General features: G+C 61.2%; 17 protein-coding genes and 1 tRNA gene. 10 read left to right on the top strand and 8 right to left on the bottom strand.

The window, feature by feature from the left end:
- Window positions 1–218 precede the first annotated feature (218 nt).
- Window positions 219–1121, bottom strand: a complete 903-nt coding sequence (locus OSJ75_RS02595) for a DMT family transporter (protein WP_267226762.1) — start codon at window positions 1119–1121, stop codon at window positions 219–221.
- A gap of 105 nt (window positions 1122–1226) precedes the next feature.
- Between OSJ75_RS02595 and OSJ75_RS02590 the strand changes: the two genes are divergently transcribed.
- Window positions 1227–2654 (top strand): PLP-dependent aminotransferase family protein, encoded by a 1428-nt coding sequence (locus tag OSJ75_RS02590; RefSeq protein WP_267226760.1) that lies wholly within the window; start codon window positions 1227–1229, stop codon window positions 2652–2654.
- Here the strand turns inward: OSJ75_RS02590 and OSJ75_RS02585 are convergent.
- From OSJ75_RS02585 to ade, 3 genes are read right to left on the bottom strand one after another with little or no spacing between them, the layout of a single operon-like run.
- A complete protein-coding gene (locus tag OSJ75_RS02585; protein ID WP_267226757.1) occupies window positions 2602–3159 on the bottom strand; it encodes a DUF1697 domain-containing protein in 558 nt (185 codons plus the stop codon). The genes OSJ75_RS02590 and OSJ75_RS02585 overlap by 53 nt on opposite strands.
- A 10-nt stretch (window positions 3160–3169) precedes the next feature.
- On the bottom strand, window positions 3170–4429 hold the full coding sequence (ilvA, locus tag OSJ75_RS02580; RefSeq protein ID WP_267226755.1) for a threonine ammonia-lyase IlvA: 1260 nt from the start codon (window positions 4427–4429) through the stop codon (window positions 3170–3172).
- A complete protein-coding gene (ade, locus tag OSJ75_RS02575) occupies window positions 4426–6165 on the bottom strand; it encodes an adenine deaminase (RefSeq protein ID WP_256473179.1) in 1740 nt (579 codons plus the stop codon). Before ade ends, ilvA begins: the two co-directional genes overlap by 4 nt.
- 320 nt (window positions 6166–6485) lie before the next feature.
- Between ade and OSJ75_RS02570 the strand changes: the two genes are divergently transcribed.
- From OSJ75_RS02570 to OSJ75_RS02560, 3 genes are all read left to right on the top strand, one after another.
- Window positions 6486–7463, top strand: a complete 978-nt coding sequence (locus OSJ75_RS02570) for a tripartite tricarboxylate transporter substrate binding protein BugD (protein WP_250013773.1) — start codon at window positions 6486–6488, stop codon at window positions 7461–7463.
- An 80-nt stretch (window positions 7464–7543) separates the two neighbouring features.
- Window positions 7544–8005 (top strand): tripartite tricarboxylate transporter TctB family protein, encoded by a 462-nt coding sequence (locus tag OSJ75_RS02565; protein WP_250013770.1) that lies wholly within the window; start codon window positions 7544–7546, stop codon window positions 8003–8005.
- Between the two features lie 9 nt (window positions 8006–8014).
- Window positions 8015–9520: a tripartite tricarboxylate transporter permease gene (locus OSJ75_RS02560; protein ID WP_250013754.1), complete on the top strand. Its 1506-nt coding sequence runs from the start codon at window positions 8015–8017 to the stop codon at window positions 9518–9520.
- On the opposite strand, the gene OSJ75_RS02555 is transcribed toward OSJ75_RS02560, so the two are convergent.
- Window positions 9517–11007 (bottom strand): glycosyltransferase family 39 protein, encoded by a 1491-nt coding sequence (locus OSJ75_RS02555; protein ID WP_267226750.1) that lies wholly within the window; start codon window positions 11005–11007, stop codon window positions 9517–9519. The two genes, OSJ75_RS02560 and OSJ75_RS02555, sit on opposite strands and share 4 nt — an antisense overlap.
- A 173-nt stretch (window positions 11008–11180) precedes the next feature.
- Here OSJ75_RS02555 and OSJ75_RS02550 point away from each other — a divergent pair.
- From OSJ75_RS02550 to OSJ75_RS02525, 6 genes are all read left to right on the top strand, one after another.
- A tRNA-Leu gene (locus OSJ75_RS02550) sits at window positions 11181–11266 on the top strand.
- Window positions 11267–11405: 139 nt separating this feature from the next.
- A complete protein-coding gene (locus OSJ75_RS02545) occupies window positions 11406–12176 on the top strand; it encodes a competence/damage-inducible protein A (RefSeq protein ID WP_267226748.1) in 771 nt (256 codons plus the stop codon).
- Between the two features lie 43 nt (window positions 12177–12219).
- Window positions 12220–13062 carry a universal stress protein gene (locus tag OSJ75_RS02540; RefSeq protein WP_250013747.1) on the top strand — a complete coding sequence of 281 codons (843 nt, stop codon included), beginning with the start codon at window positions 12220–12222 and terminating at the stop codon, window positions 13060–13062.
- Between the two features lie 157 nt (window positions 13063–13219).
- Window positions 13220–13717, top strand: a complete 498-nt coding sequence (gene gpt, locus OSJ75_RS02535; RefSeq protein WP_250013746.1) for a xanthine phosphoribosyltransferase — start codon at window positions 13220–13222, stop codon at window positions 13715–13717.
- A 345-nt stretch (window positions 13718–14062) separates the two neighbouring features.
- Window positions 14063–14557: an NUDIX hydrolase gene (locus OSJ75_RS02530; protein WP_250013744.1), complete on the top strand. Its 495-nt coding sequence runs from the start codon at window positions 14063–14065 to the stop codon at window positions 14555–14557.
- Window positions 14558–15166: 609 nt separating this feature from the next.
- Window positions 15167–18940, top strand: a complete 3774-nt coding sequence (locus OSJ75_RS02525; protein ID WP_267226744.1) for a vitamin B12-dependent ribonucleotide reductase — start codon at window positions 15167–15169, stop codon at window positions 18938–18940.
- A 333-nt stretch (window positions 18941–19273) separates the two neighbouring features.
- On the opposite strand, the gene OSJ75_RS02520 is transcribed toward OSJ75_RS02525, so the two are convergent.
- From OSJ75_RS02520 to hisD, 3 genes are all read right to left on the bottom strand, one after another.
- Window positions 19274–20998 carry a Na/Pi cotransporter family protein gene (locus OSJ75_RS02520; RefSeq protein WP_267226742.1) on the bottom strand — a complete coding sequence of 575 codons (1725 nt, stop codon included), beginning with the start codon at window positions 20996–20998 and terminating at the stop codon, window positions 19274–19276.
- Between the two features lie 82 nt (window positions 20999–21080).
- Window positions 21081–22172, bottom strand: a complete 1092-nt coding sequence (pstS, locus tag OSJ75_RS02515) for a phosphate ABC transporter substrate-binding protein PstS (RefSeq protein ID WP_267226739.1) — start codon at window positions 22170–22172, stop codon at window positions 21081–21083.
- A gap of 285 nt (window positions 22173–22457) precedes the next feature.
- Complete coding sequence (gene hisD, locus OSJ75_RS02510) at window positions 22458–23780, bottom strand: histidinol dehydrogenase (RefSeq protein ID WP_267226737.1); 1323 nt, start codon at window positions 23778–23780, stop codon at window positions 22458–22460.
- Between the last annotated feature and the right edge of the window lie 26 nt (window positions 23781–23806).

Here is a 23806-nt window from a genome sequence, read left to right as displayed (position 1 = left end):
GCGGGAATGAAAATTCCATGCGACTTGCGCAGCCGTGCCCATCGCATCGCGCGATTGAGACTAAGACGCCACGAAGTCCATAAAAGGAAAACCAGCCTGTGCCGGTTCAAGCGCCTGGACCGCATATGGGCTCATCCGCGCGAAAATGCAAATGATTTATTGTGCGGCGCACCCTGCGCCGCCGTTTAGGCCCCGAAAAACGCTAGGCCCAAAAAACGCTAGGCCCTGGCGAACCGCTTGGCCCCGGCGACGCAGAGGATGACCGCGAGGGTGACGAGCACCATCTGCCAGCCCACCGGCTCACGCAACAGGGTCGCCGCGAGGAGCAGCCCGAAAAACGGCTGCAACAGCTGCAATTGGCCGACCGCGGCTATGCCTCCCTGCACCAGGCCGCGATACCAGAAGATGAAGCCGATGAGCATCGAGAACATCGAGACGTAGAACAGGCCGAACCAGGCCGGAGCGCCGATGCCGGCCCAGTCCGATGGCAGCAGCGCCAGCGACAAAGGCAGCATCAGCGGCAGCGACAGCGCGAGCGCCCAGGAAATGACCTGCCAGCCGCCGAGCCGGCGCGACAGCCGCGCGCCATCCGCATAACCGAGGCCGCAAACGAGAACCGCCGCGAACATCAGCAGGTCGCCCGTCATCGAGGCGCCGGAATTCTGCGTCAGGGCGAAACCGGCGACGAGCAGGCTGCCGAGGCAGGAGAACAGCCAGAACATCGGCCGCATGCGCTCCCCGCCGCGCAGCACGCCGAATATCGCCGTCGCCAGCGGCAGCAGGCCGATGAACACGATCGAGTGCGCCGCGTCTATATGCTGCAGCGCCAGCGCCGTCAGCAGCGGGAAGCCGACGACGACACCGAGCGCCGTGACCAGCAGCGAGCCGAGATCCTGCCGCGTCGGCCGCTTCTCGCGAAACACCAGCAGCAGCGCCAGGCCGCACAGCGCGGCGATCGAGGCGCGTGCCGCCGTCAGGAAGATCGGATCGAAATCCGCCACCGCAACGCGTGTCGCCGGCAGCGAACCGCTGAAGACGAGCACGCCGATGAAGCCATTGATCCAGCCGCTGGTGACCTTGTCCGATGCCATGTCTTTCGATGTGATGTCTTGCGATGTCATGTCTTTCCATCCGTTTTCCCTTCCGTTAGCGCGGCAAGGGCTGGATTCGCCAGAGACGATACAGTACAATTCAACCAAACTGTCATGGAGCAAGAGCCAGTACAGATGGATGACACCACCTCCCCGGCCATGGACGAAAGTGCAACGCTCGTCGAAAAGGTGATGCGCGAAATCCTCCGCCGCATCACGGCGCGCACGCTGACGCCGGGCTCGCGGCTGCCCTCCATCCGCAGCCTTGCCGCCAGCATGGCCGTGTCGAAATCGACGGTGGTCGAGGCCTATGACCGCCTTGCCGCCGAGGGCAGCATCCAGCCCCGCCCCGGTTCCGGCTTCTATGTCTCGGGCCGCCTGCAGCCGCTCACATTGACCGAGATGGAGCCGAAGCTCGATCGCGCGATCGATCCGCTGTGGGTTTCGCGCAGTTCGCTCGAAGCCGATGGCGGCGCCTCCATGCCGGGCTGCGGCTGGCTGCCATCCGGGCTGATGCCAGAACAGGCCATCCGCCGCGCCATGCGCTCGCTGGCCAAGGCGCAGAGCGCCAGCCTCACCGACTATTCGACGCCGCAGGGCTTGCAGCCGCTGCGCCAGCTTCTGGTGCGGCGGCTGGCCGAGCGCGGCGTCGAGGCCATGCCCGGCCAGATATTGCTGACGGAATCCGGCACGCAGGCGATCGACCTGCTCTGCCGGCTGCTGATCGAACCCGGCGACGCGGTGATTGTCGACGATCCCTGCTATTTCAACTTCCGCGCCCTGCTGAAGGCGCACCGCGCAACCATCGTCGGCGTGCCCTATACCCCTGCCGGGCCTGACCTCGACAAGTTCAGCCAGGCGCTGGCGGAGCACAGGCCGCGCCTCTACATCACCAATTCAGCCATTCACAATCCGACCGGGGCGACGCTGTCGCCGGTCGTCGCGCATCGGCTGCTGAAATTGGCCGAGCAGCACGGTCTGACCATCATCGAAGACGATATCTTCGCCGATTTCGAACAGGAGCCCGCGCCCCGCCTTGCCGCCTTCGACGGGCTGGAGCGGGTGATCCACATCGGCAGTTTCTCGAAATCGCTGTCGGCGTCGTTCCGCTGCGGCTTCATCGCGGCGCGCCGCGACTGGATCGAACCGCTTGTCGACCTGCGCATCGCCACATCCTTCGGCGGCGGGACGCTGGCTTCCGAGCTCGTCTTGCTGATGCTCAAGGACGGCACCTATCGCAAGCACATGGAGCAATTGCGCGCCCGCCTCGCCCGCGCCATGAACGAGACGCGTGCGCGCCTTCATACCATGGGGATCGAACCCTGGATCGAGCCGCGCGGCGGCATTTTCCTGTGGTGCCGGCTGCCAGACGGCGTGGATGCCGCCGAAATTGCCCGTTTCGGCCTTGCCCGCGATGTGGTCTTCGCTCCGGGCAACGTGTTCAGCGCCTCGCAGACGGCCCAGTCGTTCATGCGCTTCAATGTTGCGCAATGCGCGGACCCGAATATTTTCACGACCCTGCGCGAGGCGATTGCAGACCAGAAGCAAGTGCGTGCAGCTTGAGGACGCTGTTCCAGTTGCGGGCCGTCACCGACAGGCCGAGCGTGTGCTCGATCTTGGTGTGCAGCCTGGAATTCGAGAAACCGTCCGGCGTGTAATAATAGAGCACGCGGCCCTTGATGCTGAATTGTTCGGTTCCCCTCACCTTTGCCCGCAGGGCCTCCACGGCTTCCGCCGCCGGCTCGCGCTCCAACAGAAACGCATGCAGATATTGCGGCACGTCGGCGGGAAACGGATTTTCGTCGATCAATCGCTGCCATTCGGCGAGATCCGCGACAAGGATGGCCTTGGCGAACTGAAATTCCCGGAGCACCACCGGCGCGATGCGCGCGATGATCTTTTCCGGCCGATCGCCGGACGTCAGGACGACATTGCCCGTATTGATAAAGGTGCGGACATTGTCGAACCCCGCTGCCGTCAGTGCCTCGCGCAACGGCTTGACCGGCAGGAGCGTATCGCCGCCGACGCCGCGGAATAGCACGATCCATGTCTTCTGCGCCCGGCTCATCAATTTCGGCCTATATGATCAATCCTGCAATCGCATCGTTTTCCGTGATGTCCTGATAGGCCCAGCCCGCTTCGTCGAAGCGCTTGAACAGCGCGTCGAAATTGCTCCTGTGCCTGGTTTCGATGCCGATGAGGACGGAACCGAAATTGCGGGCGGACTTCTTCAGATATTCGAACCGCGCGACATCGTCTTCCGGGCCGAGCAGGTCGAGGAAGGAGCGCAATGCGCCGGGCCGCTGCGGAAAGCGGAAGATGAAATATTTCTTCAGCCCCTCGTAGCGCTGCGACCGCTCCTTCAGTTCCGGCAAGCGCTCGAAATCGAAATTGCTGCCGGATATGACCAGAACCACATGCTTGCCGCGAAGATCGCTCTTCTTGAAATCCTTCAAGGCGTCGATGGCGAGCGCCCCGGCGGGTTCGACGACGATGCCCTCGATGTTGAGCATTTCGAGAATGGTCGAACTCAATCGATTTTCCGGAATCAATGTCACATCTTCCGGCCGGAAGTGCTTGAGAAGCTTGAAGTTTTCCTTGCCGATCTCACCGACCGCCGCGCCATCGACGAAATTGTCCACCGCATCGAGGCGCACGCGCTTGCCGGCTTCGAGGCTGCGCTTCAGGCTGGGGGCGCCCGCCGGTTCGACGAAGCGGAACTGCGTCTTCCAGCCGATATCCGCGAGGTAGCGGGTAACGCCGCCGGAGAGCCCGCCGCCGCCGACGGGCAGGATCATCAGATCCGGGCGGCTCTTCTCCGGCAGCTCGCGCGAGATCTCGTAGGCGACGGTGGCCTGGCCGGTGATGATGTCCGCATGGTCGAAGGGCGGCACCATGATTGCGCCGGTCTGCTCGGAATAATCGCGCGCAGCGGCGTAGCATTGGTCGAAAATATCGCCGACCAGCCTGATTTCGATGAATTCGCCGCCAAAACTGCGCGTCTTGTCGATTTTCTGCTGCGGCGTGGTGACGGGCATGAAAACCACGCCCTTCCTGTTGAAGTGCCGGCAGATAAAGGCAAAGCCCTGGGCATGGTTGCCGGCGGAGGCGCAGACGAACGAGGCGTCGCCATCCCTATGGGCGGCGAGATATTGCGATATGAAATTGAACGCGCCGCGTATCTTGTAGGAGCGGACCGGCGAAAGATCCTCGCGCTTCAACCATATATGCGCACCATATTTCTGCGACAGATAATGATTGAGTTGCAGGGGTGTCTCGGGAAACAGCGTGCGCATCTTGTCGGCGGCGCGCTGCACATGATCGGTAAAGGCAGTCATAGAAACAGTTCAACCTTCTTGAAAGTTCTGACGTCGATAATCCCCAAATCGGAAATACGCAATTCCGGAATGACCACGAGCGCCAGCAGCGAATGCTGCATGTAGGCATTGTTCAGGCTGCAGCCCATGGCGCGCATGGCAGCGACGAGCTTGTCCGCCTTGGCGGCAACCACTTCGGCTCTTTCATCCGACATCAGGCCGGCGATCGGCATTTCAACCAGCGCCAGTTCCCGTCCCTTCGAGTAGATGACGACGCCGCCACCGACTTCGCCGAGACGATTGGCGGCCTTGGCCATGTCCTCCTTGTTGGTGCCGACGACGATCATGTGATGGCTGTCGTGGGCGACAGTCGAGGCGATGGCGCAGTCGAGCGTATAGCCGAAGCCCGAAACGAAGCCGTTGACGACCTTTCCCGTGCCGCGATGCCTCTCGACGAGGGCGATCTGGCAAATGTCGTTGCGGCGGTCCATCTGCACCACGCCGTCGGAAATTGCGAGTTCGGCTTCGAGCGCCCGCGTCGGAGCCTGGTTTTCGATGACGCCGATGACGCGCGCCGTTGCGGTCTTGCCGGGTTTCGGCGCCGCGATGTCGAAATCCCTGGCGCGCAGGGTCTTGCCGAGCTTGATCGTGTTCCGTGCATAGGAAGGATAATCATAGGCGGGTATGTCGATGAGCAGCTTGCCGCGCTCCGCCACCAGGACGCCCCTTGCATAGACCCGGTCGATGGTGAGATTGGCAAGGTCGGAGACGATGAGGAAATCGGCGAGACGCCCCGGCGTTATCGAACCGATCTCGCGCTCCAGCCGGAAATGCTGCGCCGTGTTGAGCGTTGCCATCTGGATGGCCGTGACGGGCTTGAGGCCCTGGGCGATGGCGTGCCGCACCACCCTGTCCATGTGGCCCTCATTGACCAGCGTGCCGGAATGGCTGTCATCGGTGCAGAGAATGAAATTGCGCGGATCGAGCCCCTGTTCGGTGACCGCCTTGATCTGGCTGGCAACGTCATACCATGCCGATCCGAGCCGCAGCATGGCCCGCATGCCCTGGCGCACGCGGGCGATCGCGTCTTCCATGCGCGTGCCCTCGTGGTCGTCCTCGGGACCGCCTGCCACGTAGCCATGGAACGCCCTTCCGAGCTCCGGCGCCGCATAATGCCCGCCGACCGTCTTGCCTGCCCGCACCGTCGCATCGATGCCGCCGCGCATGGTGGCGTCATTGGCGGCGACGCCGGGGAAATTCATGACTTCGCCGAGGCCGACGATGTTGGGCCAGGTCATGGCTTCTTCTATGTCCTGCGGGCTGATCGCCGCCCCCGCATTTTCGAGGCCGGGCGCGGACGGAACGCAACTCGGCATCTGCACATGCACATTGATGGGCATGGCCAGCGCTTCGTCGTGCATCAGCCTTACGCCCTCGATGCCGAGGACATTGGCGATTTCATGCGGATCGATGAACATGGAAGTCGTGCCATGCGGAACGACCGCCCGCGTGAACTCGGTGACGGTGACCATGCCGCTTTCGACATGCATATGCGCATCGCAGAGACCCGGCACCAGATAGCGCCCGGCCGCATCGATCACCTTGGTCGTCGGCCCGATGCAATGCTGCGCGCCCGCCCCGACGAAGGCAAAGCGCCCGGCGACGACCGCGATGTCCACGCCGGCGATGATCTCGCCGGAATAGACGCTGACGAGCCTGCCATTGCGCACCACGAGATCGGCCGGCTGCCGCCCCATGGCCACATCGACGAGCAGAGGGGCGGAGTGGGTCCAGTCGGCTGGCCGATTGGCCGCGTTCGATCGTTTCGCCACAGTTTCACCTCGCTGAATTTCGGTTTCAAATCACATGCTACACCAAAAAACTTCGCGCAATGCACTTGCCGATTGTTTTGTCGAAATTATTAGCCGAAGCCCATGAAACGCTTGACATACCCCGGTTGCTCGCTTCCGATAGACTATTGTGCGCGGACTGGATTCTGGCGGGTCAAGGAGGAACGGCCTTGCCGGACGTAAAAAGGCGCAAAAAGAATGGGACTGCATCACTGGGAGGAGTTCGGATGCACAAATTTGGTATGACACTCGCGGCAACGGCCGCCCTTGCACTATTCGCCGGCAGCGCTTTCGCGCAGGCCTATCCCGAGCGCAGCATCACCATGGTCGTGCCATTCTCGGCTGGCGGTCCGACCGATACGGTGACGCGCCTCGTGGCGGAAGCGATGTCCAAGGATCTCGGACAGCAGATCATCGTCGAGAATGTCGGCGGCGCCGGCGGCACCCTCGGTGCCTCGCAGGTGGCCAAGGCCGAGCCTGACGGCTATACCCTGCTCTTGCATCATATCGGCATGGCGACCAGTGCCACGCTCTATCGCAAGCTACCCTATGATACGCTCAATGCGTTCGAATATGTCGGCCTTGTCACCGACGTTCCGATGACGATCGTCGCCAAGAAGGATTTCGAGCCGACCGATCTCAAGGGCCTGGTCGAATATGTGAAGGCCAATGGCGACAAGATCAGCCTTGCCAATGCCGGTATCGGCGCGGCGTCGCATCTGTGCGGCATGCTGTTCATGAACGAGATCAAGGTCCCGCTCGTCACCGTGCCCTACAAGGGGACGGGCCCGGCGATGACGGACCTCCTCGGCGGGCAGGTCGACCTCATGTGCGACCAGACCACCAATACGACCAAGCAGATCAAGGGCGGCACGATCAAGGCCTATGCGGTCACCTCGGCCAAGCGGCTGGACGCGCTGCCGGACCTGCCAACCGTAGCCGAAGGCGGCCTGCCGGGCATGGAAGTCGGCATCTGGCACGGCGTCTATGCGCCGAAGGGCACGCCTTCGGACGTCACCCAGAAGCTCTCCGCCTCGTTGCAGAAGGCGCTGAAGGACCCGAATGTCGTCGCCCGTTTCGCCGAATTGGGCACCGTGCCCGTTACCGATGCCGAAGCAACGCCGGACGGCCTCAAGTCCAAGCTCGAGAGCGAAGTGACGCGGTGGAAGCCGATCATCGAAGCGGCCGGCCAATACGCCGACTAGCGGGAGTTCGGGGCTGGAGCCCCTCAGGCTCCGGCCCCCTGATGTCATAAGAAAGCCGGGAAACGGCAATTGGGGGACGAATGAAATCCTTGAGTTTCAGCGCGCGCGACCTTGTGTGCGGGATCGTTTTCATTCTCGTCGGGCTGGTGTTCGGCGCGCAGGCATTCGGACTGGAGATAGGCACGGCGTTCCGCATGGGACCCGGCTATTTCCCGCTCGTCCTTTCCGGCATTCTCGTGCTGCTCGGCGTGATCGTCATCGTTCAATCGACGCAGGTCGAACATGAGCCGATGGGCCCGATCGCCTGGCGCGGCATCCTGTTCATCCTGCCGGCACCGATCATTTTCGGCCTCACCATACGCGGCCTCGGCTTCGTTCCCTCGCTGTTCCTGACGGCAATGGTGGCGGCATTCGCCAGCCAGCGCATGCGCCCGGGCACGGCGCTGCTTCTCGTCGGCGGCTTGACGTTGTTCTCCGTCATCGTCTTCAGCTATGCGCTCGGCCTGCCGTTCCGGCGTTTCGGCCCCTGGCTCGGCCAATAGGAGCGGGCCATGGATCTCATCAACAACCTCGTCCTCGGCTTCGCCACCGCCGGCCATCCCTGGAACCTGTTCTTCTGCTTCATCGGCGTCATCCTCGGCACGCTGATCGGCGTCCTGCCCGGCATCGGCGCGACGGCGACGATCGCCATGCTGCTGCCGATCACCTTTCAGCTCGAGCCGGTCTCGTCCCTGATCATGCTCGCCGGCATCTATTACGGCGCGCAATATGGCGGTTCCACCACCGCGATCCTGATCAACATGCCGGGCGAATCCTCCTCGGCCGTGACCGCGATCGACGGCTACCAGATGGCGCGCAAGGGACGCGCCGGCGCAGCGCTCGCCATAGCGGCGATAGGCTCGTTCTTTGCCGGTACCGTATCGACGGTGCTGGTCGCCGTCTTCGCCCCGCCCCTCACCTCCATCGCGCTGCAATTCGGCTCGGCGGAATATTTCTCGCTCATGATCGTCGGCCTGGTCTCGTCCATCGCCCTCGCCCATGGATCGGTGGTCAAGGCGCTGGCGATGGTCGTTCTCGGCCTGCTGCTGGGGCTTGTCGGCACGGACATCTATACCGGCACGCCGCGCTTCAATCTCGGCATACTCGAACTGTCCGACGGGCTGAATTTCGTCGCCGTCGCCGTCGGCGTCTTCGGCATCGCCGAGATCCTGCGCAATCTCGAAAACGAGACCGACCGCGACGTCGTCATCAAGAAGATCACCAATCTGTGGCCGACGCGGGAAGACTGGAAAGGCATGGTCGCGCCGATCCTGCGCGGTACGGCTATCGGTTCCGCGCTCGGCATCCTGCCCGGCGGCGGCGCCATTCTCGCCTCCTTTGCCTCCTACACGGTGGAAAAGCGCATGTCGGACCGGCCGTCCGAATTCGGCAAGGGCGCCATTGCCGGTGTCGCCGGGCCTGAATCGGCCAATAATGCCGGCGCGCAGACGTCGTTCATCCCGATGCTGACGCTGGGCATCCCGGCCAATCCGGTCATGGCGCTGATGATCGGCGCGATGATCATCCAGGGCATCGTGCCCGGCCCGAATGTCGCGACCGAACAGCCGGCATTGTTCTGGGGCATCATCGCCTCGATGTGGATCGGCAATCTCATGCTGATCCTGCTCAACCTGCCATTGATCGGGCTCTGGGTAAAACTCCTGACGATCCCCTATTACATGCTGTTCCCGGCGATCATCGCCTTCTGCTCGATCGGCGTCTACAGCGTCAATTCCAACGTCTTCGACCTCTATGCCGTCGCGTTCTTCGGCCTGATCGGCTACGGCCTTTCGAAACTGCGCTGCGAGCCGGCGCCGCTGCTGCTCGGCTTCGTGCTTGGCCCATTGCTGGAGGAGCATCTGCGCCGGGCAATGATCATGTCGCGCGGCGATCCTTCGACCTTCGTCACCCGGCCGATCAGCCTGACGCTGCTGCTTATCGCCGTCGCAGTGCTCATCATCGTGCTGCTGCCGAGCATCCGCAAGAAGCGCGACGAGGTCTTCGTCGAGGAGGCCTAAGGCCTGGAAAGGATGAAGTAGCTCACTTCTTCGCTGCTCGAAGGGTAATATTTGTAGGGCAGCGTGACGTGCTTCATTTCGGTAGCCGCCGGCGGCTTCAGCCCGGCGCTCTCCAGCAACGCGACGACCCGCGGGTTCGGATCATGGCCGAACCACACGACCAGCATCGGAAACTGGATCTGCTCCAACGCGTTGGGCATCTCGAAATGGATCGGCTGCAGCTTCGTATCCGAAAGGCGCAGATTGCCGGGCAATTGCGGACCATCCGACATGACGCTGCGATAGTCCCCGGACTGGCGCGTCTGCGCGAACAGCCCGGCATAGTCGAGCTGGCCGATCGACGGCTTGTTGCCGTCCCGCGCATAAAGCAGGTTGACCGCCAGCACGGGAACGACGAGCAAGGCACAGGCCACGCCGACGAAGCAGTAGCGCTTGAGCGCCGCAAGGCCGGCAATATTGCGGTGGATGACGATCGCGAAGAACAGCGGCGAAAGGAACAGCACCGGCTGCAGCCAGCGGTCCTTGACCTGCGCCGCGCCGCTGATCAGCACGCCGACAAGCACGATCGACAGCGCAAGGATCAATATGCGCTTGACCAGTTCCTCGCCATCATGCATCGGCCGGTCGGGCACGACCTTGTTGTTGCGGCCGCGCAGCGCCTCGATACCGAATATCGCCAGCGCGACGCCGGCGAAGAGAATGCCGTTGAGCACGAGCTCCCAGGCGCCGTGCAGCCGGCTCAGGATGAAATTGCCGCCATCATTGATCTGGAACTTGTCCGCCCGTGCCAGGGCATTCTCCGTATGCTCCAGGCTCCACAAGGCAGTCGGGCCGATGGCGACGAGGAATACCACCAGCGTCACCAGGCTGCGCCGCGACAGGAGCACGGCCCGGTAGGCCGGTATGGACAGGCCGGCGATCACGATGGCGACCATGAAGAAGGCGGCGTTGAACTTGCCGAGAAGCCCGGCCGCCAGCCCGAGCCCCAGCAGGGCGGCGGAGAGCCACGAGCGCGATTTCATGTGCCAGGCAAAGGCGAGGAAGGCCCAGGCGCAACCGGTCGTTCCCGCCACCGAATGGGTCAGCGTACGCTGCGACTCCCAGGCGATCTGCGGCAGCATGAACACGCCGAGCATGCCGGCCGCCGCCACCGCCTTCGGCAGGCCGAGCAGCCGCGCGCCGAAATAGACACTGAGAAACAGGCTGGCGAGCATGCTGAACTTGACGAGATAGAGCGTCGCAAGGCTGATGCCAAAAATGCCGGCCGCCATGCTGTTGATCCAGGTATAGAGCGGCGCCTGCGACCCGCCATATCCGGCCTGAAGCGCGCCGATATAGGCGAGTTGCTCCGCATCATCCAGGCCTGCGCCATTGGAAATGCTCGTCAGATAGAAAATCTGAAAGGCAAAATAGAGCAGAATGAACAATATTGGCCAGTTTTCGAGCCAGAAATTGTTGCGCGCTGTTTGTTCAGGAATGGGCGTCATTTCATCTTATTGGTGTTGCGGGTTGTGTTCTAGTCTAGTTCGCGGACCGAATCTACCCAATAAGCGACGATATCCATTGCCGGAGCATTGCGATCCGCAACCGGCGGTTTCAGCGCGAAAGTGTGAAAAACGTCGTTGACGGATGCGCCGGAACCAAGGAAAAGCATAGTCGCGCGGACGTGGTGAAACCGGTAGACACAACAGACTTAAAATCTGTCGGCCCCAGGCCGTGCGGGTTCAAGTCCCGCCGTCCGCACCAAGCTCTGCAGGAGCCGGCATCGCGCCCGGCTCCTGCATGGCTCGTTCATCCACAGCCATGTCGCCCGATTACGATGGACATGCACTTGCCCGCGCCCGAGCCGGCATTTAGGTTCATGTTCCCCGCAAGGAGAACTTGAATGACGAATGACGTGATCACCGCGGCAATGCTCGCGATCGGCGATGAACTGCTTTCAGGCCGGACCAAGGACAAGAATATCGGCCATCTCGCAGATATCCTGACCGCCGTCGGCATCGATCTCGAAGAAGTGAGGATCGTCCCCGACGACGAGGATCGCATCGTCGAGGCCCTGAACGCGCTGCGCCAGCGCTATGATTATGTGTTCACGTCGGGCGGCATCGGCCCTACCCATGACGACATCACCGCCGATGCCATCGCCAAGGCCTTCGGCGTACCCTGCGAACATGATTCCAAGGCGCTGGAACTGCTTGGCGCAAGCTATGCCGCGCGCGGCATCGAATTCACCGAGGCACGCAAGCGCATGGCGCGCATGCCGCGCGGCGCCGAACATATCGACAATCCCGTTTCCACCGCGCCTGGTTTCCGCATCGGCAATGTCCATGTCATGGCCGGGGTGCCTTCCATCTTCCAGGCGATGCTCGACAATGTCGTCCCGACGCTGAAGGTTGGCAAGCAGCTTTTGTCCCGCACCATAGATTGCCCCTTCGGCGAAGGCACGATCGCCGAGCCGCTGACCGAGATCCAGAAGCAATATCCGCAGGCGATCATCGGCTCCTATCCGAAATACCAGGACGGAACCTTCTGGACCGAACTGGTCGTCCGTGCGCGCGATCTCGATGTGCTTGTCGCGGCGGAAACGGCCGTGCAATCTATGATTGCATCATTGCACCAGAACAACGCTAACAGGTCTGCCCCATCAGGCGTATAATGCAAATGTCTGATTTCGAGTGACGCAACGCATGGAGGCCAAAATGGCATTTCGCACGATCATCGCATTCATCCGGAGCGAACGCGAGGCACGCCGCGTAATGGGTGCTGCGCGGCTGATTGCGCCTTCCAGCGGCCAGTCGCACATTATCGGGCTCTATACGATACCCTCACCCGTCGTCTATGCCGACCCCACGGGCTTTGCCGATACCACGCTGTTTGAAGCCCACGAGCAGCGGCACAAGGAGAATGCCGAAGCCATCATGGCGCTGTTCAACGCCGAAATGGCGACGAGCGGCGGCTCGCACGAGTTCCGCATCGTTCGCGCCGAGAGCAGCAGCCCCTCTGCCGGCGTGACCCAGAGCGCGCTGCGCGCCGACATCATCGTCGCCGGCCAACCGGACCCCAACGATCCCGATACCGTCAATGACGTGACCGACCCGCTGGTTATGGAGAGCGGCCGCCCGGTGCTGTTCGTACCCTACAAATCTTCCCTGCCCGAAAAGATCGAGCGTGTCGTCGTCGCCTTCAACGGCAAGCGGGAGGCTTCCCGCGCGGCTTTCGATTCGCTGCCTTTGATCGTCGATGCCGAGAGCGTCGAGATCGTATGGATCGATCCGAAGAAGACCACGGATCCCAACATGGAAATCCCCGGGACACCGCTTTCCGATGCGCTGCGCCGCCACGGGGTGAACGTGAAGCCGAGCACCATCGAATCCAATGGCGAGGCCACGGACAAGATCCTCAGGAAGCGGATCGAAGAGAATGACGCCTCGCTCTTCGTCATGGGTGCATTCAGCCAGTCGCGCTTGAAGGAATGGGTGTTTGGCGGCGTCACCACGTCGATCATGACGGACATGCCATGTCTGACGTTGATGTCGCGCTAGGCCCGGTTTCGCCCGGTGGCGATGGCGCATAATCCACAGGCGACTGGCATGGCAGCGCAGGATCGGCGCAAGCCGCTTGCCTTCCACGCCGTTTTCCCGTTATTGCGGGCCGATGTGAGCGCAAGTCGCTCGGCGATCAATCGATGGAGTTCGCGCCATGTCACTGCCTGACAAAGCCTTTCCGGTCTCCTGGGACCAGTTTCACCGCGATGCGCGCGCTCTGGCGTGGCGCGTGGCCGGCATGCAGCGCGAGTGGCGGGCCATGGTGGCCATCACCCGCGGCGGACTTGTGCCGGCGGCCATCATCTGCCGGGAACTGGGCATCCGCATGATCGAGACGGTCTGCATCGCCTCCTATCATGATTATGACGAGCAGGGCGAACTCAAGGTATTGAAGGATGTCGATGCCCGCCTGCTCGAGAACGAAGGTGACGGCGTCCTCGTCATCGACGACCTGACCGATACGGGCAAAACGGCGGCGGTCGTGCGCGCCATGATGCCCCGCGCACATTTTGCCACCGTCTACGCCAAGCCGAAGGGGCGTCCGCTGATCGATACTTTCGTCACCGAAGTCTCGCAGGACACCTGGATCTATTTTCCCTGGGACATGGGACTGGTCTATCAGGAACCGATCACCAAGGGCCACAAGGGCTGACGACCGGGACATTGCCGGTCAGCCAGCCGAGATCCCTCACCGCCCAAGCCGCGTCCAACTTCTCAAGCGGACCATATTCGGTCGCATTTGCGACCGCCGGCACGCATTGGCCATGATATCGGAACAAGTCGTCCGGATGATCCTTCATTCGGGTGTCACACTGGCGTGCTAGTCATTTTGGAATCTTGAAAATTTATCAGGAACCATGTCCAGGGTCCGTCGTTGTGGTATTTTTGCACTGCTGTTCAAAGAATGGCCACAACTGCCGGTTAGTGACGCCCGTTTGGGTCATCAACAATTGCTAATCGCGCGAATCGGTCCAAAATCACGCAGCAAGACAACGAAATGAGTGAAGCCTTGAATATTATGTATCAAGACGAGCTCGTAACCGCCAAGCGGATCGAGACCCCGAATGGAAGGGTCCGCCAGGTTGCCGCCCTCGTCTACAGGTTGAAGAAACAGGTACCGGAGGTGTTGCTGATCACGAGCCGCGGCACCGGGCGCTGGGTGCTGCCCAAAGGCTGGCCGCAGGTGGGCAAGACGTTCGTTCAATCGGCCGAAGCGGAAGCCTATGAGGAAGCCGGCGTTCGCGGCGAGACCTACCCTGTGCCCGTCGGCACCTACACCTATGAGAAGCACGATGTGTGCGAGGGCGAGAATGGCGACTTCACCGTCGATGTCTTCCCTCTCCTTTTCGAGCGCCAGGAAAAGAAATGGCCGGAGCGCGGCGAACGTCGCCTCGACTGGTTCAGCCGCGAGGAAGCCGCGCAGCGCGTCGAGGAGCCGGGCCTGAAAGAACTCTTGCGCAGCTTCGATCCGAATGCGGTCGTGGCGGGCTGATATTTTTCATTGTCCTTGGATGCGCCGGCGGCGTCCATCGGTCTTTCGTAGCGACGCCGACGCATCCCGTCGCAACATTGTCCGAAAATAATTTCGTTCTCCCCGTTATCCACATATGTGACACACAAGATGTTGCGTCATAAATTCGTCAGAAACTAATTCTTGACGCTGTGACCCGAGTCATTTTTTATGTAATCCGTTGCGTTGGTGGCGTGGCCGGAGTTTGTAGCCGGTCTTCATTTTCCAGTTAGAACAACGTTTTAACGCGGTTTCCACACGGGTCCGCGAGCAGCGATACATGTGCGAAAATGGAGGTTTCCCAAAGCAGGATCGAGGTGGACAAATTTAGCTGTTAACACTATATTTAGTGTTTGCAGCCATCATAACCACCAGATAGTGTTGAATGCCTTCAAGGCAGGAATCAAAGACGACGCATCGGGAATATGAACCGCCCGGAAGAGACCACGCCGAGATAACAGGCGGTTGGGAAAACCAGGGCGAAGCAGCCGGCTTTCGGATTCGAAGGCGGGATCAGAGGAATTGTGTCTGAGGCGCCAAGTCTTCACACGGCGCCGATTGGACACTATATATAGAGACGAGGACGAAGAAATGCGGATCGAACGGCGCTTCACGAAAGAGAACCAGTCGGCCTATGCGGAAATCGAATTTCGCGTAGCGACCAGCGAGATCAAGAATCCGGATGGATCCGTTGTGTTCCGCCTGGAAAATATCGACGTCCCGGCTCAGTTCAGCCAGGTTGCGGCAGATATCCTTGCCCAGAAATATTTCCGCAAGGCAGGCGTGCCTGCGCGCCTGAAGAAGGTCGAGGAGAACGCCGTTCCTTCCTGGCTCTGGCGTTCGGTCGCCGATGAAGAGGCTCTGGCGGAGCTGCCGGCCGATCAGCGCTACGGTTCCGAAATGGATGCGCGCCAGGTGTTCGATCGCCTTGCCGGCACCTGGACCTATTGGGGCTGGAAGGGCAAGTATTTCGACAGCGAGGCCGACGCCCTCGCCTTCCGCGACGAGCTTGCCTATATGCTGGCGACGCAGCGCGTGGCGCCGAATTCGCCGCAATGGTTCAACACCGGCTTGCATTGGGCCTATGGCATCGATGGTCCGGGCCAGGGTCACTATTACGTCGATCCGGATACCGGCAAGCTGACGAAATCCAAATCCGCCTATGAACACCCGCAGCCGCATGCCTGCTTCATCCAGTCCGTCGCCGACGATCTGGTCAATGAAGGCGGCATCATGGACCTGTGGGTGCGCGAAGCGCGTCTGTTCAAATACGGATCGGGCACCGGCTCCAACTTCTCGCATCTGCGCGGCGAAGGCGAAAAGCTTTCGGGCGGCGGCCGCTCCTCCGGCCTCATGTCCTTCCTCAAGATCGGCGACCGTGCTGCCGGCGCAATCAAGTCCGGCGGCACCACCCGCCGCGCGGCCAAGATGGTCGTCGTCGATGTCGATCACCCCGATATCGAGGAATATATCGACTGGAAGGTCAAGGAAGAGCAGAAGGTGGCGGCTCTCGTCACCGGCTCGAAGATCGTCAAGCAGCACCTTGCAGCCATCATGAAGGCCTGCGTCAATTGCGAGGCGGACAATGGCGATTGCTACGATCCGCTCAAGAACCCCGCATTGAAGCGCGAGATCAAGGCCGCGAAGAAGAACCAGGTTCCTGAAAACTACATCCAGCGCGTCATTCAGTTCGCGCGGCAGGGTTACACGGATATCGACTTCAAGACCTATGATACCGACTGGGACTCGGAAGCCTATCTGACGGTAGCCGGCCAGAACTCCAACAATTCGGTTTCGCTCAAGGACGAGTTCCTGCGCGCCGTGGAGAATGATGGTTCATGGAACCTGACGGCCCGCAAGGACGGGCGTGTGATGAAGAGCCTCAAGGCACGCGATCTTTGGGAAAAGATCGGTTACGCCGCCTGGGCTTCGGCGGATCCGGGCCTGCATTTCAACACGACGATGAACGATTGGCACACTTGCCCGGCGGCTGGTCCGATCCGCGCCTCCAATCCGTGCTCGGAATATATGTTCCTGGACGACACGGCCTGCAATCTGGCGTCGATCAACCTCCTCACCTATCGCGGCAAGGATGGCAAATTCGATATTGCCGGCTATGAGCACACCGCGCGGCTCTGGACCATCGTTCTGGAAATATCGGTGATGATGGCGCAGTTCCCCTCGAAGGAAATTGCCCGCCTCTCCTATGAATACCGCACGCTGGGCCTCGGCTATGCCAATATTGGCGGCCTGCTCATGACTTCCGGCATTCCCTATGACAGCGATGAAGGCCGTGCCATCTGCGGTGCGCTCACCTCCATCATGACGGGCATTTCCTATGCCACATCGGCGGAAATGGCCAAGGAACTCGGGGCATTCCCGAACTACGCGCCGAACGCTGCCAATATGCTGCGCGTCATCCGCAATCATCGCCGTGCCGCCTATGGCGAAAGCCAGGGCTATGAGGGTCTGGCCGTCAATCCGGTTGGCATTGTCGCCGATCATTGCCCGGAACAGGCGCTCATTACCCATGCGCGCTCCGCCTGGGACAAGGCGCTTGAGCTCGGCGAGAAGCATGGCTACCGCAATGCCCAGGCGACGGTCATCGCCCCCACCGGGACCATTGGCCTCGTCATGGATTGCGATACGACCGGCATCGAACCGGATTTCGCCCTGGTGAAGTTCAAGAAGCTCGCCGGCGGCGGCTACTTCAAGATCATCAATCGCGCAGTACCCGAAGCGCTGCGCACGCTCGGCTATTCCGAAAGCCAGATCGCCGAGATCGAAGCCTATGCCGTCGGCCATGGCAATCTCAATCAGGCGCCGGCGATCAATCCCGGCTCGCTGAAGGCCAAGGGCTTCACGGATGAAATCATCGCCAACCTGAATACGGCGCTGAAATCCGCCTTCGATATCAAGTTTGCATTCAACAAATGGACGGTCGGCGAAGCTTTTGCCAAGGATGTCCTCGGCTTCACCGATGAGCAGCTCAACGATTTCTCGTTCGAGATGCTGCCGGCGCTGGGCTTCACCCGCAAGGAGATCGAGGCTGCCAACGTCCATGTCTGCGGCGCGATGACGCTTGAAGGCGCGCCTTTCCTGAAGGAAGAGCACTATCCGGTGTTCGATTGCGCCAATCCGTGCGGCAAGATCGGCAAGCGCTATCTTTCGGTGGAGAGCCATATCCGCATGATGGCAGCTGCCCAGCCCTTCATTTCCGGCGCGATCTCCAAGACGATCAACATGCCGAACGAAGCGACCGTGGACGATTGCAAGTCGGCCTACATGCTGTCGTGGAAGCTGGCACTCAAGGCGAACGCGCTTTATCGCGATGGTTCCAAGCTGTCGCAGCCGCTGAACTCCTCCCTTCTCGCCGATGACGAGGAGGACGAGGATGATGCGGTCGAGGCGCTGATCGATGCACCTGCGGCAGCCCGCGCCGTGCAGGTCACCGAGAAGATCGTCGAGCGCATCGTGGAGAAATATGTCCATGATCGCGAGAAGCTGCCGAACCGCCGCAAGGGCTATACGCAAAAGGCCGTGGTCGGTGGCCACAAGGTCTATCTGCGCACCGGCGAATTCGACGATGGCCGCCTTGGCGAGATCTTCATCGACATGCACAAGGAAGGCGCTGCCTTCCGGGCGATGATGAACAATTTCGCCATCGCGATCTCGCTGGGCCTGCAATATGGCGTGCCGCTGGAAGAATATGTGGAGGCCTTCACCTTCACCAAATTCGAGCCGGCCGGCATGGTTCAGGGTAATGATGCGATCAAGAATGCCACGTCCATCCTGGACTATGTGTTCCGCGAACTGGCCGTCTCCTATCTCGATCGCCATGATCTCGCCCATGTGGACCAGTCGGATTTTTCCAATACCTCGCTTGGACGCGGTATATTCGAAGGCAAGGCCGAGCCTGTATCCAAGGGCCTGACCCGCGGTGCGAGCCTGACGGTCGTTGCACCGGCCAAGGCGGACCCGAAGGGAGCGGCCGCTCCGTCCAACGCCTCGAAGCTGGCCGTGTCTTCAAACGTCACGGCGCTGAACAGGTCCGCGACCGCCTTGGCCACCAAGCCTGTCGTGGCAGCCGTCAGCCAGGAATCCTCTGCCTTCAAGCGCGATTATGAGGAGCGTCCGGAGACTGAACTCAGCCCTTCGGCCGCACTCTTCGAGAATGAAGATGCAGAAGCCGCCGCCGAAGAGGCGAAGGCAGCGGCCAAGAAGGTGATTTCCGACCGCCGCATCAAGTCGATGATGCAGGGTTATACCGGCGACAGCTGCTCGGAATGCTCGAACTTCACGATGGTGCGCAACGGCACCTGCCTGAAGTGCGATACATGCGGCGCCACCAGCGGCTGCAGCTGATTGGCGGACAACGCCCATAGTTGAATAAAGAAACGGCCCGCCAGCGTAGCGGGCCGTTTCTTTTGCGCCCTGCCGGGTGTTGCCTACTCGATTTGATAACGCCGCGGAAGGCTTTGATTTCACGGAAAACTTGCAATCTGTTCCATCGCCATCTCGACATATCGTCTGCGCATCGCCGACGGGGCGGATGGGTAATGATTGCGACATCGGCAAATGTTGCCGGACAATGAAAAAAGCGGCCTGTAAAACCAGGCCGCTTTCTGCTTTCATTCATTGCGGGTCATTCTTTGCGGCGAGTTGATACGCCGTGCCGTCTTTTCTATTGGACGGCAATCATGCCGGCATCGGGCTCAGTTCGGGATCATTGACCGGCTGCGCCTTTTCGGCTCTGCGCGCTGCCCGCGACAGGATACCCTGCCGATTGACCGATTTCCGCTCCGCATCGATACGATGGATGAGGATTTCCGCCCGCTCGATGGAGCCGAGCAGCGCGAGTATGGTGCCGCGCTCCGCAGCACCGGCATTCGGACCAAGCGCCAGGGTTCGCGCGCGCAGTTCCTCGACGTCGGGGATACTGACATGGCCTGCCGGCATCGGCGGATTGGCGACGCCGTAGTCCGGCAGGATTTCCTGCAGCGAGGCGTCGAGCTTGTTGAGCGCAACATCGACGATTGCACGCGCTTCCGAACCGAATACCTCGCGCCGCACACGCCGGGCTACCTGATGCAGCGACTCGGTCAGGGCCGCCGTGAAATCCGCCTCCTCGATCAGGCTCGCCACCAGATCGAGCTGCTCGTAAGGCAGGTCTTCCTTCATGAGCGAAGCCGTATATTCGCGTATGTCGCGGCTGAGGATGTCCGTAGCGAGATAGTGCTCGCCTGGATCGGACGGAGCCGATTTCGACGAGCGGGCGATATCGAGGAACATGGCCCCGGCTTGCAGGTGACGCGCAGTCTCCTGCTGGACAGCCGGGATTGCCTTGGCGAAATCGCCTGCAAGTTTCCGGTCGAGGAATTTCGGGGTCGAATAATCTTCCGCATCCTCGGCATCGGTACGGCCGATCCGGGCCAGAACATGTTCGAACACGCCGACAAACGGGAAGAGCAGTGCCGTGTTGAAGACGTTGAAGAAGGTGGAATAGAGACCGACCGCAACGGGAACAAGCGGGAATGTCTGCTTGCCTTCCACCACCACGGGCACGCCCGGGTCACCACCGAACCACTGCATTGCCCAGGCCAGGACGTCGATCGAGATGAAGAACAGTGGCACGGTTATGCAGACGCCGATGATATTGAACGACATATGCGCATAGGCGGCGCGTTTTGCATTCCTGGACAGGTTCAGCGACGCGATCCACGAAGTGATGGTCGTTCCAAGGTCGGCGCCGAGCGAAAACGCGACGGCGGTCGTCCAGTCGAGCACGCCCGCAGCGCCGAGACCCATCACGATGCCGATCGTCGCCGATGAGGAATGGATCATCGCGGTGACGCCGGCTGCGATAAGCACGCATTTGATCAGGTTGAAGTATGAATCCGCCTGCAGCGTCGAGAGAACCGACATGACCTCGGGAATATTGCGCAGCGGGCGCAGACCGCCGGTCATCAGGTTCAGTCCGTAGAAGATCAGCGCAAAGCCCATGCAGGCGAGCGCGATGTTTCGCAGCTTTTCGTTCTTGGAGAAGCAATAGACCAGGGAGAACAGGCCGGCAAAGATCAGCCCCAACGGTCCCAGCGGCAGGGCGATCAGGCCATTGCCGAGCGTGGTGCCGATATTGGCCCCCATGATGACGCTGATGGCCGGTCTGAGGCCGACGACGCCGGCATTGACGAGGCCGACGACCATGACAGTCATCGCCGTCGAAGATTGGATCACGCCGGTGATCAGCGTCCCGGCAACGACACCCTTGATCGGCGTGCCGGCTGCCTTGGCCAGGAATGCGCGCATCTTGTTGACCGAGAGCGCCTGAATGCCGTTCGACATGAACTCCAGGCCGAGCATGAATATTCCGAGCCCGCCAATGACAGGCACGAGAATATCCTTGAAAATATCTATATCCATTTTGTCCTATCCCCACAGCGCCGAGGCGCGATCCGTATTTTCCCGCATCTGGGCGCGGGCCTGCTCCGGGCTGCCATTGCGTTCAATGTCCAGCCGCGGGTTGTCTCAGCCAATATTGCTTGATCTCACTCACCAGCGGCTCCGATAGCGGCACATACCGAAGCGCCTCGGCATCCCTGGCTCCAGTGTCGAATGCCAGGCGGAAATAATCGTGGACGCGGCGATAGCGCCCCGGCGATTGCCCCTCGATCGGCACGACCGCATAGGTCGCCCCGCAGATCGGATATGTCGCCTCGCCCGGCTGGTCCGTCAGAGAGACGGCAAAATCCTGGGCCTTCGACCAATCGACAGCGTCCTGCGCCGCCCTGACGCCTTCCGGACCAGGGCTGACGAACTTGCCCGCCCGGTTCAGGATGGCGGCGAATGCCAGATTGGCCCGCTCGGCTTGGCCATATTCCGCATAGGCGATTGCACCTCGCGTCGCCTTCACCGCAAGAACAAGATCCTGCGTCCCCTCGACGCCCGTGCCGACCGGCCAGGCAATCAACGTGTCGGCGCCATATCCGGCCTTCCATTCAGCGCTGGCGGACGACAGATATTGCGTGAACATATGGGTCGTGCCGGATCCGTCCTTGCGATACATCGGCAGGATCTTGACGTCTGGAAGCTGCAGGTCGGGATTGATCTCCTTGATGGCCGGATCAGCCCAGGACTGTATCTTGCCGAGGTAGATATCCGCCAGGACCGGACCGGACAGTTTCAGGCCGCCGGCTGCAATGCCCTCGAGATTGACCGCTACGGCCACGCTGCCCAGCACGATCGGAAACTGCTGGCGCCCATGCTTCACCAGTTCTTCATGCGATATCGGAACGTCCGTCGCGGCAAAATCGAGCTCCGGCTGATCAAGCCGCATCACCCCCGCCAGTGAGCCGACGAGTTCGTAGTCCACCGTCCAGTCGGGCGAGGCGAAATCGCCACCGTCGACGCGCGACGCCCGGTAGTTCTCGGCCCATTTTGCTATGATCGGCGCTGCAAATGTCGAGCCCGCGCCCCGGATCGGCTCTGCCCGGGCGCTCGAGCCCAGAAGCAGGCCGATCATCAACAGACCCGCTCCAAATAGACCCGCTTCAAGACCGGAGCAGACCGCGGCCAGTTGCAAACGGCCGCGCAGCAAGAAACATTCCATTATCGACGCCTCGTAGTCATAAACATCGTAAAGTTGCAGGGAGGCCGGAGGCCACCCGTTCAGAGAGCATATGAATGTTCGGGCGCTGTTCTTTAAAACTAATGCCAGTTTCTCAGTAACTTGGTTTGTTGAAACATTGATGACAGGGCGCTGTCGTGCCGACGCAATCCGGCCATATCAGGCGCAGATATGCCAAGGGCCCGACAGGGATCTTGTCAGGCCCAGGGGCAACGAATCTGATCGAAGCTGCACCAGCTTCGGCGGAGCCAAGTATCAGCGATGATTGAAATTTCGCAGCCCGGACACCGCATTTGCGTGGGCGTCGAAGCCTTCATAGGTTGCGAACCTGTGGGTATGCGGCGCCATCTCGGCATATCCCTTTGCCGTCATGTGGCCGATGGATGCACTCTTCATGAAGTCATGCACGCCCAATGGCGAGTGGACATGCGCCGCACCCGATGTCGGCAGAACGCAATTCGGCCCCATCATGTAGTTTGCAATCGATCCCGGCGCATATTCCCCGAGCAGGATTTCGGAGGCATTGCGGATTTCGGACAGGTGATCGAACGGCTGCTTCGACAGAATTTGCAGGTGCTCCGGCGCATAATCATTGACGAAGTCGTAGGCCTCCTGCCGCGACGAAGCAATGACGATGCCGCCGCTCGACCCGCCCAGCACGGTCGCCGAGAACCCGGCGCGCTTGCTGCTCATCTTCTCCCAATAGGCCGGTATGGCCTGTCGCACCTTCTCGGCAAAATCACGATCCCACGTCACCAGAAAGGCGGAACTGTCGGGGCCGTGCTCGGATTCGATCAGCAGGTCCAAGGCAGCCATCCGGGGGTCGGTCGTCTCGTCGGCCAATATGATGATTTCACTCGGCCCGGCAGGCAGGCGCGAGGCGATCTTGCCTTGCAGCAGCCGTTTGCCGGCCAGGAACCACGGGCTTCCCGGACCCTCGATCTTGTGGCACCTCGGTATGCTGGCAGTACCGAATGCCGCCGCAGCCACCGCCTGCGCCCCGCCCACCCGGAACACTTTCTCGACGCCCGCGATGCGCGCCGCGACGAGCGTCGCCGCATCGACCTTGCCGTCCGGTCCGGGCGGCGTCAGGATGATGGGAAGCTTCACGCCGGCAACAATGGCGGGGATGGCGGTCATCAGCGTTACGGAGGGAAACGAGCCCTTCCCCCTCGGCGAATACAGCGCGGCGCTGTCGATCGGCGTATATCGCTCGCCGACCAGCACGCCGGGGCGGATCTCCTTCATCCACATGTCGCCGGGCAATTGCGCTGCATGGAAGCGCCGTATGTTGTCGGCCGAATATTCGAGCGTCTCGATCATCTCCGCATCGAGGGCCTTGAATGCCTCGTCGAATTCGCTCTCCTCGACGGCCAGCCTGCCGGGGTCGAGCGTCACGCCATCGAACTCGCGGGCAAACCGCACCAGTGCCTCGTCGCCTTCGCGTCGCACCGCCTCGATGATGGGCGGCACCCGCTCGAGGAAATAGGACAGGTCGTCCTCGGCGCGAAGCAGGAGCGCGTTGCGCTCTTCCGCAGTGAGGGCAGCAAGATCATGGAGCGCTATTGCGTGGGTCATGTGGTGTCTTCTTCGAACTCGATCTG

Source organism: Phyllobacterium sp. 0TCS1.6A (assembly GCF_026420825.1).
Taxonomy (GTDB): domain Bacteria; phylum Pseudomonadota; class Alphaproteobacteria; order Rhizobiales; family Rhizobiaceae; genus Phyllobacterium.
Note: the sequence above shows the minus strand (reverse complement) of the source record. Positions and strands in the feature narration are given on the sequence as shown.